This is a genomic window from Herbiconiux sp. J20-20 (assembly GCF_057365085.1).
In genome coordinates this window covers 1,966,725-1,982,615 of record NZ_CP195122.1, presented here as the reverse complement: position 1 = coordinate 1,982,615, position 15,891 = coordinate 1,966,725, and the positions used below count along the sequence as shown (strand labels likewise).

Here is a 15,891-nt window from a genome sequence, read left to right as displayed (position 1 = left end):
ATGAAACTTGCGATCCTGTCGCGCGCCCCCCGCGCTTATTCCACCCAGCGCCTCCGCGCCGCCGCCGAGCAGCGCGGCCACGACGTGAAGGTGCTCAACACCTTGCGCTTCGCGATCGACCTCTCGGGCGACGATCCGGACCTGCAGTTCCGCGGCAAGCAGCTGAGCGACTACGACGCGATCCTGCCGCGCATCGGCAACTCGATCACCTACTTCGGCACCGCCGTGGTGCGCCAGTTCGAGCAGATGGATGTCTACACGCCGAACACCGCGAACGGCATCTCGAACGCGCGCGACAAGCTGCGGGCCACGCAGATCCTGTCGCGCCACAACATCGGCATGCCCGCCACCACCTTCGTGCGCAACCGCGCCGACGTGCGCCCCGCCATCGAACGCGTCGGCGGCGCCCCCGTCGTGATCAAGCTGCTCGAGGGCACCCAGGGCATCGGCGTGATCCTCGCCCCCGACCAGAAGGTCGCCGAGGCGATCATCGAGACGCTGCATTCGACGCGGCAGAACGTGCTCATCCAGCGCTTCGTGAGTGAGAGCCGCGGGCGCGACATCCGCGCGCTGGTGGTCGGCGACCGGGTTGTGGCGGCGATGCGCCGCACCGCGAGCGGCGACGAGTTCCGTTCGAACGTGCACCGCGGTGGCTCGGTGGAGGCGGTCGAGCTGTCGAGCGAGTACAAGGATGCGGCGGTCCGCTCCGCCCAGATCATGGGTCTGAAGGTCGCCGGCGTCGACATGCTGGAGGGCGCCGACGGTCCGCTCGTGATGGAGGTCAACTCCTCGCCGGGCCTGCAGGGCATCGAGGCGGCGACCCAGCTGGATGTCGCGGGCGCCATCATCGACTACATCGCCAACCAGGTCGCCTTCCCCGAGATCGACGTGCGTCAGCGCCTGAGCGTCTCGACGGGCTACGGCGTCGCCGAGCTGCTCGTGCACAACAACGCCGACCTGGTCGGCAAGAAGCTCGGCGACTCGGGCCTGTGGGAGCGCGACATCACGGTGCTGACGCTGCACCGCTCGGCCTCGGTGATCCCGAACCCGCGCAAGGGCGTCGTGCTGGAGTCCGGCGACCGCCTGCTGTGCTTCGGCAAGCTGGAGGAGATGCGCTCGATGATCCCCGAGCGCCGGCGCCGGCGCGCCAAGGTGCGGAAGCTCCCGACCGAGGCGATGCCGACCGAGGACGCCTAGCCGAAAGGCGCCGGGCGCTGGGGAATCCAGCAGCGAACGGAGTCCCGGTACGCCCGGAACTCGTCGCCGAACTTCGCTTCCAGGTCGGCCTCCTCGTGCGGCCTGACGGCGTAGTTCCAGACCAGCGATCCCAGCACCGCGTAGGCGACGACGAGCCAGGACGAGAGGATCAGCCCGACCGCGGCGCCCTGCACGATGCCGCTCAGCGCCATCGGGTTGCGAACGAAGCGGTACGGGCCCGAGACGACGAACTCGTTGGGCATCGCAGCCGGAAGCGGCGTGCCGTTGCCGCGAATGGACATGGTGAGCCCCGACCAGATCCCGAGGGCGCTCGACAGCGCCAGCACGACGACGCCGATGACGCCGACCGGCTCGGGCAGCGCCACATGCAGGTTCCACCGCCGCTCGGCCGCGACGACGATGAGCGGAATCACGACCAGGAAGAACCCCCAGAACACCGCGATCTGCAGCACGGTCGCGGTGACGTGAACGACGTGCCCTCGCCGCGGACGTGCCACGCGAAACGCGAACGGCCCGTGCATGATCCATTCGGTGGGCACCCGGCCGAGGATGACCTCGAACAGCGCCACGACGGATCCGGCGCTCGCCGCCGCCATCGCCACGACGCCCCACCCCGCCTCGGTGGTCACCGTCGCGTAGCCCGCCAGCGCGAGGGTCACCAACAGCGTCCACACCGTCGCGATCACCGCGGCGGCGCGAACGCCGGCCGCGGCGAGCGCCGAGCCGACGACGAACAGCGGGATGTCGGCTGCCGCGACCGCAAGCGGGTCAAGGCCGCCCAACGTCGCCTCGCGCACGCCGGGAAGCAGAGCGACGGCAACCCACCACACCGCGCCCAGCACCGCCTGAGCCGCAAAGTAGGCCCGCCCCCATCGCATGAGCGAAACGTAGCAGTCGGCGGCCGCGCGCAACGCGTCGGCGCTGGCTCGACGAACAGGAGATCGCAGGGAGGGCGAGACTCGAGCCCGCGCTTGTGCGTCGCGTGCGTTCACCTCTCGGGCTGACCCGCCGGGGAACTGCCGCTGGTTTCGATACGCCGCTTCGCGGCTACTCAACCAGCCCGCTCAGAAGAAGATGCGGGTGACTGTCCAGTAGAGACCGACGGCGCCGATCGCGGCGGCGACGGCGTAGCGCACGCGGTCCTTCCACGCGGGCACCCACCGTCCGATCGCGAGGAACGCCCCCAGCACGGCGAGCACCACGACGGTCTGCGCCACATCGATTCCGAGGTTGAAGGCGATCAGCGCGACCGCGTGATCGGCGGTCGCGACCCCGAGCCCGGCGAGGCTGGAGGCGAACCCCAGGCCGTGGATGACGCCGATGATCCCCGCGATCCACCAGCGCACGTCGCCGCCGGTCTTCCGCAGCGCGAGCGCCGCCGCGGCGACGATCGACAAGGCGATGGCCGGTTCGACGATCTCGGCCGGCACCGAGACGAGATCGAAGTAGGCCAGGCAGAGGCTCAGGGCGTGCCCGACGGTGAACGCGGTGACGAGCTTGACGACGCGCCAGGCAGCGGCGCGACCGGACTTCGCACTCACCACCCCGAGCGTCAGCACCACCAGGAACAGCAGGTGGTCGAGCCCGAGCCGGATGTGCTCGATGCCCTGCACGAAGAACGACCCCGCCGTTGACCACGCGTCGAAGGTGAAGGACGCGGTTCCGGCTTCGCTGAGTCCGCCGACCACGACGCCGTCGGTGCGGACGACGAGCACCGTGTCGGCCGAGGAGGCGAGACCCCACTCGAGTTCGAGGCGGGAGAGCTCCCCCTCGAACTCCGCGGAGGCGAAGGCCACCCCGATCACGGACGACCCGGAGTCGGGAGCGCTCGTCAGGTCGCTCACCGCGACCGCCGACAGGCCCGCCCCGATGATGGTCACGTCCGTGCCGTTGACGGAGAGCTTCACGTGTTCGCGCACCGTCGCGACGAGGCCGCCCGAGATCGCGGATTCCTGCGCCTGCAGCTCGTCCTCGTCGATGACACCGTCACCGGAGGTGTCCACCAGACCGAGCTGCTCGGCCTCGACGTGCGCCGTGCCGACGACGCGGCCCTGGTCGACGGCGAGCGACACCACGTTGGTGGCATCGTCGTGCGCCCACGCCGCGGCGGAGCCCGTCGCGAGCAGCGCCGCGAGGACTCCGACCGCGACGAGACGGTGGGTGCGCTTCAAGGTCAGTTGTCGCCCGGACGACCGCCGGCCGGAGGCCCGCCCGTGCCGCCGCCGTCGGGAAGCGTCACGCTGCTGTTGTCAGGACTCGAGAGCTTGCCGACCGCCGCCGCTCCGACCCGGCACAGCGGGAGGTTCGAGTCGTCGTAGCTGAGGTGGTAGTGGTAGACGCTGCCGAACTCCTCCGTCTCGGACACGTGGCCCGAGCACTCGTCGAGGTCGGTCGGAACCGCGCCGTTCTCTTCCGGTCCGTAGATGACATAGCCGTCGTAGGACAGCGCGACCGCGGCCTCGAGGTCCTGCGCGATCGAACAGGTCACGTCGGCGCCCGCCGCGTCCAGGTTCGACTGGATCGACTCCGCGCCGTAGTGCCAGTGGTAGTAGCCGGACGGATCGATGTGTCCGCCGCAGGCATCCAGCGCGGGAAGTCCGCCCGTGTCACCCACCGACGGCGCATCGCCGAAGATCGTGACCCCGTCGAAGGCGAGCCCGATCTGCGAGATGGTCGTCAGGTCGACGACCTCATCGAGGTTCTCGGGCGTCACCGGGATGAGCACGTCGATGTGGTACGAGCCGTCGGGCGTCGCCTGGAGGCACGAGTTGGCGGTACCGCCGTCGGAGGGCGCGTTGCCGGCCGGGTCGACGATCGTGATGTTGCCGTCCGCATCGGCGAACTCGTAGCCGAGCGAGGCCATGAAGTCCCAGAACTCGGAGTCGAGCGCGTAGAGCCCGGGCTCCTCGCCGTCCCAGACCCAGATTCCGCCCTCATCGCTCGTGGTCTCCGGGCAGTACGGCCCGTCGGTCGAGACCGCGTCACTCAGGCTGCCGACCTCGAACTGGTAGCAGGTGGTCTCGCTGCCGTTCTCGAGGGTGCAGTCGACGATCGTCGCGTCGGAGGTGAGGGCTCCGTCGGCGAAGAGCGCCGCCACGCCGGTCGTGGTCGAATCCGTCGTCGATTCCGTCGTGGTGTCGGTCGTCGCGTCGGTCGTGCACGCACCCAGGGCGAGCGCGGCGCTCGCGACCGTGACCAGCAGGAGGGGGCGGGTGAGCCGCATGATCCCGCTCAGCCGTTCTGCCCGGCGGGCGGGCCCCCGTCACCGGGGCCGTCGGTGCCGCTGGAGACCACCTGGCCGACGTAGCACTCGACGACGAGGTTCTCGGCGGCGCTGTTCGCGTGGTAGTGGTAGCCGAGCTCTTCCGTGGTGTGCCCGTTGCACTCGTCGAGTTCGACGCTCGCGAGCTCCTCGTCGGTGTACGGGCTGTGGATCGCGAAGCCGTCGAGGGCGTAGCCGAAGATCGGCGTCTCGCCGTCGGATGCGGTGCCGACCTCGGAGCAGCCGGTGGCGCCGTGCAGGTGGTAGCCCTCAAACGGGTTGATGTGCCCGCCGCAGTCGTCGAAGGAGGCGATCGTGTAGGCGCCGAGGATCGCGTCGACCGGGGCCGAGGCGGCGATGATCACGCCGTCGAGGGTCACGCCCAGGTTGCCCTGCGCCGCGGCCGAGGCAGATGCCACCACCGGGGTGGTCGGGATCAGCACCGTGGAGGTGATCGGTTCGCCGTTCTCGAGGAACGAGATCTGTCCCTCGATGCAGTAGTTGTAGTACGCCGGATCGACGTCGGGCCGCGCGGCGGCCTCGAAGGCCTCCACCGTCTCGGTCACGTACACGTTGCCGTCGTCGTCGTACATGTGCCAGCCGTCGTCGCCGTAGAACTCGGCGAGGCCGGCGATGAACTCGCCGTCGAGGTCGTAGACGCCGTCGCCGTCGAACCAGATCCCGGCCTCGTCGGCGCTCGTCGTGATCGTGTCCGGGCAGAACGGGCCGACCTCGTAGTCGGTCGGATATCCGGCGATCGTGAACTCGTAGCAGGTCGTCTCGACGCCCTCGCTGAGCGTGCAGTCGACCGTGGCCGGCTCGCCGACGATGGCACCGTCGGTGAAGAGAGTCAGGTCGATCCCGCTCGAGGTGACGGTGTCGGTGCTCGTGGAGCCATCGGTGGTCTCGGTCGCAGTGCAGGCCGCGGTTGTCAGGGCCACCACCGCGAGAAGGGCTGTCGTCAACGACAGTCGGCGGGCGCGCGCGATCCGGGAACGGAGTTCAGTCATGCCGGCCAGCATTCCGCTTTTCGCTGTGGCGAAACTGAGGGTCCCGGTAGCGCCACCCCTGTCGGACGATCTAGCGTGGCGACGTGGACCCGGACGCGCAGGAGGCATCACCGACGACGATTCTGATCGTCGAGGACAGCCCCGCAATCAGCGACATCGCCGCGACCGCGCTTCGCTTCGAGGGGTATCACGTCGTCCAGGTCGAGGACGGTCTCGACGGCCTCACCCACGCGACGACCCAGCCGGTCGATCTGATCGTGCTCGATGTGATGCTGCCGGGGATGGACGGCTTCGAGGTGTGCCGGCGGCTGCGCGAGCAGGGGCTGCGAACACCGGTGCTGTTCCTGACCGCGCGCGGTGAGTTCGATGACCGGGTGCGGGGCCTCGACACCGGCGGCGACGACTATCTGACGAAGCCGTTCACCGTGGATGAGCTCACCCTCCGAGTGGCGGCGATCCTGCGCCGCGCGAACCCCAAATCCGAGCCGGAGGTGGTCAAGGTGGGGTCCCTCACGCTCGACCCGGCGAGCCTGGAGGCAGTTCGCGACGGGCAGACGATCGAACTGTCGGCGACCGAGTACCGACTGCTCCACTACCTGATGGTCAATCAGGGCGTCGTGCTCTCCAAGAACCGGATCCTCGACGCCGTGTGGGACGACGAGCTCACCCGGAACCCGAACGTGGTGGAGCTCTACATCGGCTACCTGCGCAAGAAGCTCGATGGCGACCACCCGCCGCTCATCGAGACCCGACGCGGCATCGGCTACATCCTCCGCCAGGACACGGCGTGAAGCGGCTGTCGCTCCGCTGGATGCTGCTCGTTCCCGTGCTGGCCGCCATCATCATCGGATTCGTCGCGTTCGCGGTCGCCGTCGACGCGAGCGAGCGGGCGCTGCGCCTGTCGGAGATCGACCAGGAGCTCGCCCGGGCCGAGTTGAGCCCCATGCAGGCGACGGTCTCAGAGACCGACGGCGACTCCGCGGCACCGAGCCCACGCCCCACCTCCGACCTGGCGACGAACCTGCCGGTGCAGCTCACCCTGACGCAGTCCGGAGCTGTGGTCGCCACCGGGGGTGCCGCGAGTACGTTCTCCCTCGATGAACTGGCCGAGATCGCGGCCCAGCCGAGCGGCTCGACGTTCAACGTGAGCGGCTACCGGGTGCTCGTCACCGCTCTTCCAGAAACACTCGTCCGCGTCACGGCGCTGTCGCTCTCCGGCTTCGATGCGGCCATCGCGGCGCTGCGTGGCACGCTCGCCGCCGGCGGCATCGTCATCGTCGTGATCGAGGCGGTGGTCGTGTGGGTGCTCGCGCGGCGGATCGCGAGACCGATCACCACCGTCGCCGCCGGGGTCTCCCGGATCGCGGACGGCGAGCTCGACACGCCCGTGTGGGCGACCGGCGGCTCGCGCGAGGTGGCGATGCTCACCCACGACGTCGGCCGCATGGTCGCGCGGCTCCGCGCGGCGCTCGCCGAACGCGAGCAGTCCGCCGCCGACGCGACCCGCGCGCGCGACGACCTGCGCCGGCTCCTCGCCGATGTCGCGCACGAGGTCCGCACCCCGCTGACCGCACTCAAGGGCTACAGCGAGCTGTACGAGCGCGGCATGCTCACCGAGGAGGGCGCCCTCGACCGGGCAATGGCCCGCATCGGGGAGGAGAGCACCCGACTGCATGAGCTGGTCGACTCCATCCTGCGCACCGCCCGCACCGGTGACACACCCACGCCGGTGCGCGACCGCGTCGACATCGCACGCGTGATCCGCAACGTCGTCGACGACCTCCGTGCCGCATTCCCCGGTCGACGCATCGACGAGCGCGTGGATGTGCCGGACTGCGAACTGGTGGGTGACCGCGCGCAGCTTCACCAGGCGGTGCTCAACCTGGGAGCCAACGCCTGCCGACATACCCCCGCGGATTCGCGGATCACCTTCGAGGCGACCCAGAGCGCCGGCCGGCTCACGATTCGCGTGATCGACCACGGCCCGGGCATCCCGGAGTCGGAGCGCGACAAGATCTTCCTGCCGTTCTACCGCTCCGACCCGGCCCGCGCGCGGCAGGACGGCGACGGCGCCGGTCTCGGGCTCACGGTCACACAGCAGATCGTGTTCGAGCACGACGGAACGGTCAGCGTGCGCGAGACCTCGGGCGGCGGGGCGACATTCGAGATCGAGCTGCCGCTCGCACCTCCGTCCCGCGCGGACCGTTCACACCGCGGCCACGGCGATCACGACTGATCAGATCGACCGCTCTCCATCGGCGCGTGACGGTGCGGGGACACCGTGATCCAGAGCCACGGTCACGGCCCACTCGGTCCACTGGTCGGGGCGCAGCACGAGCGCTCGGCCCGCCCCCGCCGCGGCCTCGACATCATCGCCGAGCGACGTGGCGGGCTCGAGGCACACGACGGGCTCTCGCGACGCCCAGCAGTGGTCGATCCACAGCGCCGCGGCGGCGATCGGTCCTCGCCACGACATCGTGAGAGCGGCACCGTCGGAGTGGATCACCTGCATGCCGGTCGGCGCTGCCCCGTCGACGCCGGCGAACCAGAGCTTGCGGCCCGTGCCCCGGGCGACGCCGACGACGGCGGGTTCGGCCTCGTCCCAGGTCGACTCGACCAACACACCATCGACGTCGCGCGCGACGACGTCGGACACCGGAATCACTCGCACTCGGGTCCGGGCGTCGGCGCGGAACTGCGGATGCGCCATCCACAGAAAGGCCGACTCCGCCCCGGTGGCGCGGGCCGAGTAGTCGAGGACGAAGCCGTCCGACGTGACGCGGAGAGTGCGCCGCAGCGTGAAGCGAGCCGCTGAGATCTCGAGCGACACCGCGTCGTCGCGCACGTCGAGCACCGTCCAGCAAGCCCGCCACACCTCACCGTGATCGGCCATGCCCGGGGTGCGCACCGTGGGCGCCATCTCGTCCCAGCCGCACATCTCGGCCTCGGTGAACGCGACGGCGTCGTCGACGGGCGGCAGGTCGGCATCCGGCTGGGTCAGCCATTCGCGACCCGCACGATCTCTCAGCGAAGCGATCTTGCCACCGCGCGTCGGAAGCACGACGACGTCGCCCCAGCCGGCGCCGAGCACGGTCGCCGGGACGCCATGCCAGAGCATCACGCCGATTGAAGCCGCGCGAGCCCCTCGAAGTCGAGCGCGACGCCGTGGCCGGCGCGATCGGGGGCGGTCACCGTGCCGTCGATGACCGGCATCGGCTCGGCGATGTAGTCCTCCAGCCCGAAGCCATGCGCTTCCATGTAGGTGCGGTTCGGGGCGGCCGCGAGGGCGTGCACCGTGAGGTCGTGCACCCCGTGCGAGGTGAGGCGGAGGTTGTGCGCCTCCGCCAGTGCGGCGACCTTGCGGAACGCGGTGTATCCGCCGATGTTGCTCACGTCAGGCTCGGGCAGCGTGAGCGCCCGCGCCTCGATCGCGTTGACGAAGTCATAGATCGTGTGCAGGTTCTCGCCCGCGGCGATCGCATGGCCGCCGTGCTCGACGATCCGGGCGTTGCCCGCCAGGTCGTCGGGAATCGTCGGCTCCTCGATCCAGGTGAGGTCGAACGGCTCGAAGGCGCGCGCAGCGCGCAGCGCTTCGTCGGCCGACCACTTCATGTTCGCGTCGACCATGAGTGGAAACGCCTCGCCGAGGTGCTCTCGCATGGCCGCGACGCGCGACACGTCTTCCCGCAGGCTCGGGCGTCCGACCTTCATCTTGATGGCGCGGATGCCGCCGGCGACGAACTCGTCCGCCTGGTCGAGCAGCGCCTCGAGCGGGAACTCGAGATCGATCCCGCCCGCATAGACCGGAACGACCGGGTCGAAGCCGCCGAAGAGGACCCAGAGCGGAAGGTCGGCGCGGATGCCGGCGAGGTCCCACAAAGCGATGTCGATCGCCGACATGGCCGAGGTCTGGTGCCCGCCGCGTCCGGCGTAGTGCAGTCGCCACCACATGTCCTGCCAGATCTTCTCGCGGCGCTGCGGGTCGGCGCCGAGCAGGCAGCCGGCGAGGTCGCGCTCGATCATGGTCGCCACCGCGGCGCCGCCGTGATTCACCGTGTAGGTGTATCCCATGCCGGTGGCCCCGTCGGAGTCCTCGATCCGCACCGTGATGAGCTCGAAGTCCATCATCACGCCGTGGGTGCTGTCGGTGAGGCTGCGCTTGAGCGGGACCCGGAAGAGGTCCGTCTGCACCCGTTGAATCGTCGTCATGCCGGTCATCTGCTTTCGTGGAGAGAGTTGTCGAGTCGAGGTCGGGCGTCGAGGGGACGGACGCCGTCAACCGTCACGTTCCGGCCCGCCCCGGCTGCCCGAGGATCGCGCCGCCGCCGTCGCGGGCGACGGTCTCGGGGCTGATCGCGTTCTCGTAGAGGCGCTTCATCTCCTCGTCGGCTCGAAAGCCGCGCAGGTACCCCCACTCGCCCGTCACGTCGTGGCACAAGCCCCAGCGCAGCCCGTCGAGCGGAGCCGTCGTCGGCGCACCCGGCCGGAACGGACCGGCCGCGACGGGCGGGTCGGGCACGAAGGCGCGAATCTCGAAGTTCAGGCCGTCGGGCGCGAACTGGATGGTGTTGCGCTCCGGGCCGTCGGTCGTCAGGAGGGCGGCGACGCCGCCGTCGTGCAGCCACAGGCACGTCTCGTGCCCGCTGTTCGTGATCGGGTTCAGGGGCGACTTGACGTACGGCCCTTCGACGCGTTCCGCGATCGCGACACCCCAGCGCGTGGAACGGCCGCCGGACGTGAACCGCTCCCCCATCTGCTCGCCCTTGTAGTACAGGAAGAACCGGCCGTCGTAGGCGAGAAGAAGCGGGTCGTGCACTTTCAGGCTGTCGAAGGAGCCCTGCGATGCGACCGCCAGCCGGTTGTCATCCTCGCCGAGCCACTGGCCGTCGGCCGCCGGCGCGATGAGCGGCGCGGCCGACTTCACCCAGGGGCCGTCGGGGGTCTCTGCGCTGGCCATCGCGATCGACTCCAGGCTGCGGAGCCGGTAGGGCGACTGGAGCACCTGGTAGACGAGATGGAACCGTCCGCCGTGCTGAAGGATCTCCGGCGTGAACACGCTGCGATCGTCGTAGGCGCCGGGCTCGCCGACCGCGACGGCGCGGTCGCGCTCGACCCAGTGGATGCCGTCCTCACTGGTGGCGTGCCAGACCTCCGACCAGTCCCAGGGGAACACCTTGGCCTGGGGGTCGTCGCTGCCGAATCCGACGGCATCTCCCACGGACTTCGAGTACCAGACGTGATAGGTGCCCTCGATCAGCAGCACGCTGCTCGGGTCGCGGCGGTGGACGCCGGGCTCGGGGCCGAGGCCGCGGAGCTCGTACACCTCGAAGTTCGTGAACCACTCGGCAGACGCCGGATACGTCGCCGCCCGACGGGTGGCCGCACTGACGGGATTCGACTCCGTTGTCACAGCTCTGTTCCTCTCAGCGCGCCGACCGGGCCACGTAGAGAACCGGTTTACCGAATTGTAGACAGCGCACGGAGCCACCGCAAGCCGACCGCGATGGGCGGGCTTCGACGGGTCGACGACAGAGCCGGCTACGCCCCCGAGTCGCTCGCGCGTGGAGCGGCCACCGAGGCGCGTTCGACGACGCGAGCGCCGCCCTCGATCCGCCGACCGACGGGCCGCCGAGTCTCGATCTGCTCCACCAGGGCGTCGACAGCAGCCTCGCCGAGAGCCTCGAGCGGCATCGCGACGGTCGTCAGCGGCGGGTCGAGGAAATCCGCCACGGCGGAGTCGTCGTAGCCGATGATCGAGAGATCCGCCGGAACCGAGAGCTCCCGATCGCGCGCGGCCTTCAAGGCGCCGACCGCCTGGCCGAAGTTGGAGACGTAGACCGCGGTCACCTCGGGATGCCGCTCAAGCAGCCGAAGCGTGGCCTCGTAGCCCCCGTACTCGGTGAACTCGCCCGACTCGGCCACCGTGGCGTCGAGACCGAGCTCCCCCATCCGCCCGGCGAACCCGGCGGCGTGCGCCTGCGCCGGCGCCAGCTCGAGCGGACCGGACGTCAGCCCGATGTGGACGTGCCCGCGATCGTGGAGGTAGTCCACCGCGAGCGCGGCCGCACCCTCGAGGTCGAGGCCGACGTTCCGCACCGAGCCCGCGACGACACGGTTGACGAACACGTGCGCGATCGCGTCCGGCGCCTCCATGAGCCGGTCGACGAGCGCGTCACCGGGCCGGGCCGACGCCACCAGGAGCCCGTCGACGCGACCCGAGGTGACGAGGTCGGTGTACTCGTCGGCGCCCACCGGATGGGTGGGCTCGTCTTCGGCGATCAGCAGCACGTAGCCGTGCTCGCGCGCACGCCGAAAGGCCGCGCGCGTGATCGCGGCATAGACGCTGTTGCGCAGGTCGGGAATGATCAGCGCGAACGCACCCGTGCGCGAGACCGACAGGGCGCGCGCGCCCGCGTGCGGACGGTACCCGAGCTCAGCGGCGACGGCGAGGACCCGCTCGCGCGTCTCGGGCCGGATGCGCAGGGTCTCGTCGCCGTTCATGATCCGTGACACGACCGACTTCGTCACGCCGCTGCGCTCGGCGACGTCGACGAGGCGCGCCCGGCCGCGCGGGCGCGGCACAGCGACGCTGCGCTCCCCGGCCTGGTGCTCGCGGCTCATCCTGCCCTCTTCGTCTCGCGGTCGAGCCGGTCAGACCTGACCGTGCTGCTCACCCGTGTCGATCGTCTTTGCCGTCCACGGCGCTATTCCACGCCGCATCCAGCATAGGAGAAACCGGTTGACCGTGGGGGGCGTTCGCTCGCGCTACGCGCCGGACGGCGGCCCCGGGAACTCCGCCCGCACGGCGGCGTCATGCTCGCCCAGACGGGGAGCCGCGACACGGCTCGACAGCACGCGGCCATCGACGCGGATCGGCCCGCGCGTGGTCGTCAGGCTCACCCCGTGCCGCTCGACCTGCTGCGTCATCCGGATCGCGGCGAACCCCTCGGCGTCGAGCAGCTCATCGAGCGTCAGCACCGGTGCGCACCACACGTCCTCCGCGTCGAGCACGCTCAACCAATGCTCGGTGGTGTCGGTCGCGAGCGCCTGCGCGAGCAGCTCCTCGATCTCTTCCTGCTGATCCCACGCCTGCTGCGGATCGGTCATCTGCTCGAGTTCGGGCAGGCCGAGCAACCGCCCGAGGGTCGGGATCGGGTTCATCGCGAGCGCGAGGTACCCGTCCGCGGTCGGGTAGGTACCGTACGGGGCCGCCAAGAAGGCGTTCGCCGAGCGCTCGCCACCGCGGCGCACCTGGATCGCGTCGTCGTTGAGCTTCGTGGACAGCAGTTCGAACTGGAGGTCGAGCATCGCCTCCAGCAGGCTGGACTCGACGTGCCCTCCCGTGCCCGTCCGGAATCGGCGCACCAGCAGCGCGGTCACGCCCTGCGCGAGATGACAGCTGAGAAGGTGATCCGCCACCGCGACGCCGACGGGCACCGGCCCGTCCGTGCGCGAACCGCTCAGCCAGGGCAGCCCCGACAGCGACTGGGCCAGGAGGTCCTGACCCGGGCGGTCCTTCCACGGCCCCTCTGAGCCGTATCCCGAGGCGCTCGCGTAGACGATCCCCGGATTGATCGCACGCACCGACTCGTAGTCGAGTCCGATCCGCTCCATCACCCCCGGCCGGAAGTTCTGCACGATGACGTCGGCCGAGCGCGCCAGCTCGGTGACATAGGCGAGGTCCTCCGGCGACTTGAGATCCGCCGTGATCGACTCCTTGTTGCGGTTCATGGCGTGGAATGAGACCGAGTCGCCGTCGATCACGCGACCCGCGAACGCCAGCGTGCGCCCGACGTCGCCCACCCCCGGCCGCTCCACCTTGATGACGCGCGCGCCCAGGTCGGCCAGTCGCAGTGCCGCCACCGGCCCGGCGAGGAACTGACTGAAGTCGAGCACGAGCAGTCCATCCAGTGGAAGGTCGTGTTCTTCGGTGTTCTCGTTCATCTCTGCACCGTCCTCCGGCTCACTCGGGGTCCCGCTCGACCCACATCTCCGGCCAGTACCGGTAGATGCTGTGGCCGTGCTGGCGGATGCGCTCGTCGGCCTCGGCCTTGAAGGCCAGGCTCCGCGCCTTGGCCGCCGCCTGATCGCCGATCAGCAGCACGACCTCGTTCTCGGCGACCACATCGCCGGCGGCGTCGCGCAGACGAAGCTGGACGCGGAAGGAGCCGCTCGCCTGTGCGGGCACCGCCCACGAGACCGGGCACACCTCAAGCGAGCTGTCGGCCGGCACCTCGGCGAGCGTCGCCCCCGCGCTCACGGTCTGCCCCCCAGCGTCGAGCACACTCCACTCGAGCGTGAGAGCGCCGAGGTCGCGCTGAAAGTCGTTCACGATCCACGCCGAGGCTTCGAACCTCTCGCCCGGCAACCACCGACGTCGACTGACCTCGAGGCTCGGCAGCACCGGCTGATACGTGCGCCGCAGCCAGTCGAAGGAGGCCTTCTTCTTGCCGTAGTAGTCGATCACGCCCCACTTGATGTCCGGCACGTGCGTCATGAAGTGGCAGAGCGAGACGCCGCTCATCTTCGGCTTCCGCCGCCGATAGGTCTCGAGGGCGAACTGGATCACGGTGCCCTGGGCGACCTGCGTCGCTTCGACGAACTCGTCAAGGCTTCCATCCCTGACGTCGTCGAAGACCTCGAGATTGATGGCCTTCAGCATGTCGATATCGGCCCAGTGGTAGGCCCAGCTGACACCCATCGGCCACAGCTCATCCTCGGGAATGAACCGCCGGAGGCTCTCGACGTTCGGCGCCGACGCGGCAGTGAGCTCGGGGATGATCGCGCAGTCGAGCGCCGGGTAGTACTCCTCCATGAACTCGGCGCCGCATTGGTAGTAGTGCTCGTTGGCGTGCATGCTCTCGTTGGGCTTGAACCCGAGACGCTGACCGGCTTCGGCGCTGAGCGGCGAGGCGAGGCCGTAGGGCACGTTCGTTCGCGTTGCGACCGCGTCGCCGATCGCGCGCATGAGCGCGAGGTTGCCGCTGCGCTCGTGGGCACCGGAGAAGAAGACCTCCTCGCCGCCCATCCAGAAGATCTGCGAGGGGTGATTGCGCCGCGCGTCGACGACTGCCAGGCACTCCTCGACCACCCCGGCCACGAAGTCCGGGTCGTCGGGGTAGGCCTGCGTCGCGAGGCTGAAGTTGGTCCACACCGTGATCCCGAGCTCGTCGCAGAGGCGATAGAACTCGGGCGTCTCGGGCGGGTGCCAGCCGAAGATGCGCAGGTTGTTGATGTTCGCCTCGCGCACCAGGGCCACCCGGTCCGCATACTTCTGCGCGGAGTTGCGGCCGTACAGGAACGAGGGCTGCCCGCCCCAGCACGCCGAGCGGAGGAAGTGGCGCTTGCCGTTGATGGTGAACGTCCACGGGAACTCGACCTGCTCCGGCGTGTATCCGGGGTTGAAGTCCATCGTGATCTCGCGCAGACCGATGCGCTCGGCCTGGCGGTCGAGCACGTCGGCCCCCTCGCGCACGTCGATCGAGAGCTCGTACAGGTTCTGCTCGCCCATGTCCCAGGGCCACCAGAGGCGCGCGTCGTTGACGTCGATGTCGAAGCTGACCGACGTGCGCCCGGGCTCGGCGACGGCGGTGAGCTCGTGGCCGAGCTGCGCGACGTCGACGTTCCAGCCGCTCAGCGCCGCGACGAGCTCGACCTCCCGCGGCTGCTCGCCATGATTCACCAGTTCGACGGTCGCGCGGACGGTCGCACGATCGTCGCCGGGCACTGTGACGTCGGTCCGCACGGCGTCGATGCGCACGGGGCCCGTCGCCTCGAGCCGCACCGGACGCCAGATGCCGAACGGCACGAGCCCCGAGAAGTAGTCCCCCGAGAAGTTGACCTTCTTGCCTCCGCAGTTGCGGTAGTTCTTCGGCGGGGGGTCGAGCTTGACCATGAGCATGTTCGCCCCGTCGCGCCAGTCGTCCCAGCTCACGAGGTCGGTCACGTCGAACTCGAATGACGAGAACATGCCCTCGTGCCGACCCAGGTGCGCGCCGTTCAGCCAGACATCGCAGCTGTAGTCGACGCCTTCGAAGATCAGCCGGATGACCTTGCCGCGCATCTCGGGATCGACAGCGAACCGGTGGCAGTACCACCACTCGTACTCGGCGACCCACTTCGCGCGGTGCATGCCCCGCCCGACGTACGGGTCGTCGATCTCGCCAGCCCGCTGCAGATCGGTGTAGACGTCGCCCGGAACGGACGCGAAGTTCCAGCTGAAGTGGGTGCCCTGATACTCGGCCGGAAGGAGGTGCAGACCTTCTTCGACGCCGCGCCCCGCGCGCATCCGCTCCATCTGCCACCGGTGACCGCTGAGGTCCTGATCACTGCGTCCCACACTTGCTCCTTTGCACCTGCCGACGCGAGGATGACCCCTGTCGGCAACATAAGAATACCGGT

At 69.7% G+C, this 15,891-nt stretch carries 13 protein-coding genes; 3 read left to right on the top strand and 10 right to left on the bottom strand.

Going from position 1 to position 15,891, the window contains the following annotated elements; all coding sequences use genetic code 11:
- Positions 1-1,197, top strand: coding sequence for a RimK family alpha-L-glutamate ligase (locus tag ACR3ZA_RS09585; protein WP_473661738.1), 1,197 nt, complete (start codon positions 1-3; stop codon positions 1,195-1,197).
- Here the strand turns inward: ACR3ZA_RS09585 and ACR3ZA_RS09580 are convergent.
- The 4 genes from ACR3ZA_RS09580 to ACR3ZA_RS09565 all read right to left on the bottom strand — a co-directional run bounded on the left by ACR3ZA_RS09580 (position 1,194) and on the right by ACR3ZA_RS09565 (position 5,490).
- Positions 1,194-2,096, bottom strand: a complete 903-nt coding sequence (locus ACR3ZA_RS09580; RefSeq protein ID WP_473661737.1) for a methyltransferase — start codon at positions 2,094-2,096, stop codon at positions 1,194-1,196. The genes ACR3ZA_RS09585 and ACR3ZA_RS09580 overlap by 4 nt on opposite strands.
- 186 nt (positions 2,097-2,282) lie before the next feature.
- Positions 2,283-3,389: a HupE/UreJ family protein gene (locus ACR3ZA_RS09575; RefSeq protein WP_473661736.1), complete on the bottom strand. Its 1,107-nt coding sequence runs from the start codon at positions 3,387-3,389 to the stop codon at positions 2,283-2,285.
- A gap of 2 nt (positions 3,390-3,391) precedes the next feature.
- Complete coding sequence (locus ACR3ZA_RS09570) at positions 3,392-4,441, bottom strand: hypothetical protein (RefSeq protein WP_473661735.1); 1,050 nt, start codon at positions 4,439-4,441, stop codon at positions 3,392-3,394.
- Between the two features lie 8 nt (positions 4,442-4,449).
- A complete protein-coding gene (locus ACR3ZA_RS09565) occupies positions 4,450-5,490 on the bottom strand; it encodes a YHYH protein (protein WP_473661734.1) in 1,041 nt (346 codons plus the stop codon).
- 83 nt (positions 5,491-5,573) lie between these two features.
- Here ACR3ZA_RS09565 and ACR3ZA_RS09560 point away from each other — a divergent pair, with 83 nt between their 5' ends.
- Together ACR3ZA_RS09560 and ACR3ZA_RS09555 are read left to right on the top strand one after the other, a co-directional pair.
- Positions 5,574-6,281, top strand: coding sequence for a response regulator (locus ACR3ZA_RS09560; protein ID WP_473661733.1), 708 nt, complete (start codon positions 5,574-5,576; stop codon positions 6,279-6,281).
- A complete protein-coding gene (locus ACR3ZA_RS09555; RefSeq protein ID WP_473661732.1) occupies positions 6,278-7,726 on the top strand; it encodes an ATP-binding protein in 1,449 nt (482 codons plus the stop codon). The genes ACR3ZA_RS09560 and ACR3ZA_RS09555 overlap by 4 nt, the downstream gene beginning before the upstream one ends.
- Here ACR3ZA_RS09555 and ACR3ZA_RS09550 read toward each other — a convergent pair whose 3' ends face one another.
- The 6 genes from ACR3ZA_RS09550 to ACR3ZA_RS09525 all read right to left on the bottom strand — a co-directional run bounded on the left by ACR3ZA_RS09550 (position 7,727) and on the right by ACR3ZA_RS09525 (position 15,829).
- A complete protein-coding gene (locus tag ACR3ZA_RS09550) occupies positions 7,727-8,608 on the bottom strand; it encodes an aldose epimerase family protein (RefSeq protein WP_473661731.1) in 882 nt (293 codons plus the stop codon).
- Complete coding sequence (locus ACR3ZA_RS09545) at positions 8,608-9,699, bottom strand: enolase C-terminal domain-like protein (RefSeq protein WP_473661730.1); 1,092 nt, start codon at positions 9,697-9,699, stop codon at positions 8,608-8,610. Before ACR3ZA_RS09545 ends, ACR3ZA_RS09550 begins: the two co-directional genes overlap by 1 nt.
- A 73-nt stretch (positions 9,700-9,772) precedes the next feature.
- Positions 9,773-10,900, bottom strand: coding sequence for a glycoside hydrolase family 117 protein (locus tag ACR3ZA_RS09540; protein WP_473661729.1), 1,128 nt, complete (start codon positions 10,898-10,900; stop codon positions 9,773-9,775).
- 128 nt (positions 10,901-11,028) lie between these two features.
- Positions 11,029-12,111 (bottom strand): substrate-binding domain-containing protein, encoded by a 1,083-nt coding sequence (locus ACR3ZA_RS09535; RefSeq protein WP_473661728.1) that lies wholly within the window; start codon positions 12,109-12,111, stop codon positions 11,029-11,031.
- A gap of 144 nt (positions 12,112-12,255) precedes the next feature.
- Positions 12,256-13,434, bottom strand: a complete 1,179-nt coding sequence (locus tag ACR3ZA_RS09530) for a CoA transferase (protein WP_473661727.1) — start codon at positions 13,432-13,434, stop codon at positions 12,256-12,258.
- Between the two features lie 19 nt (positions 13,435-13,453).
- Positions 13,454-15,829 (bottom strand): glycosyl hydrolase 2 galactose-binding domain-containing protein, encoded by a 2,376-nt coding sequence (locus ACR3ZA_RS09525; RefSeq protein WP_473661726.1) that lies wholly within the window; start codon positions 15,827-15,829, stop codon positions 13,454-13,456.
- Between the last annotated feature and the right edge of the window lie 62 nt (positions 15,830-15,891).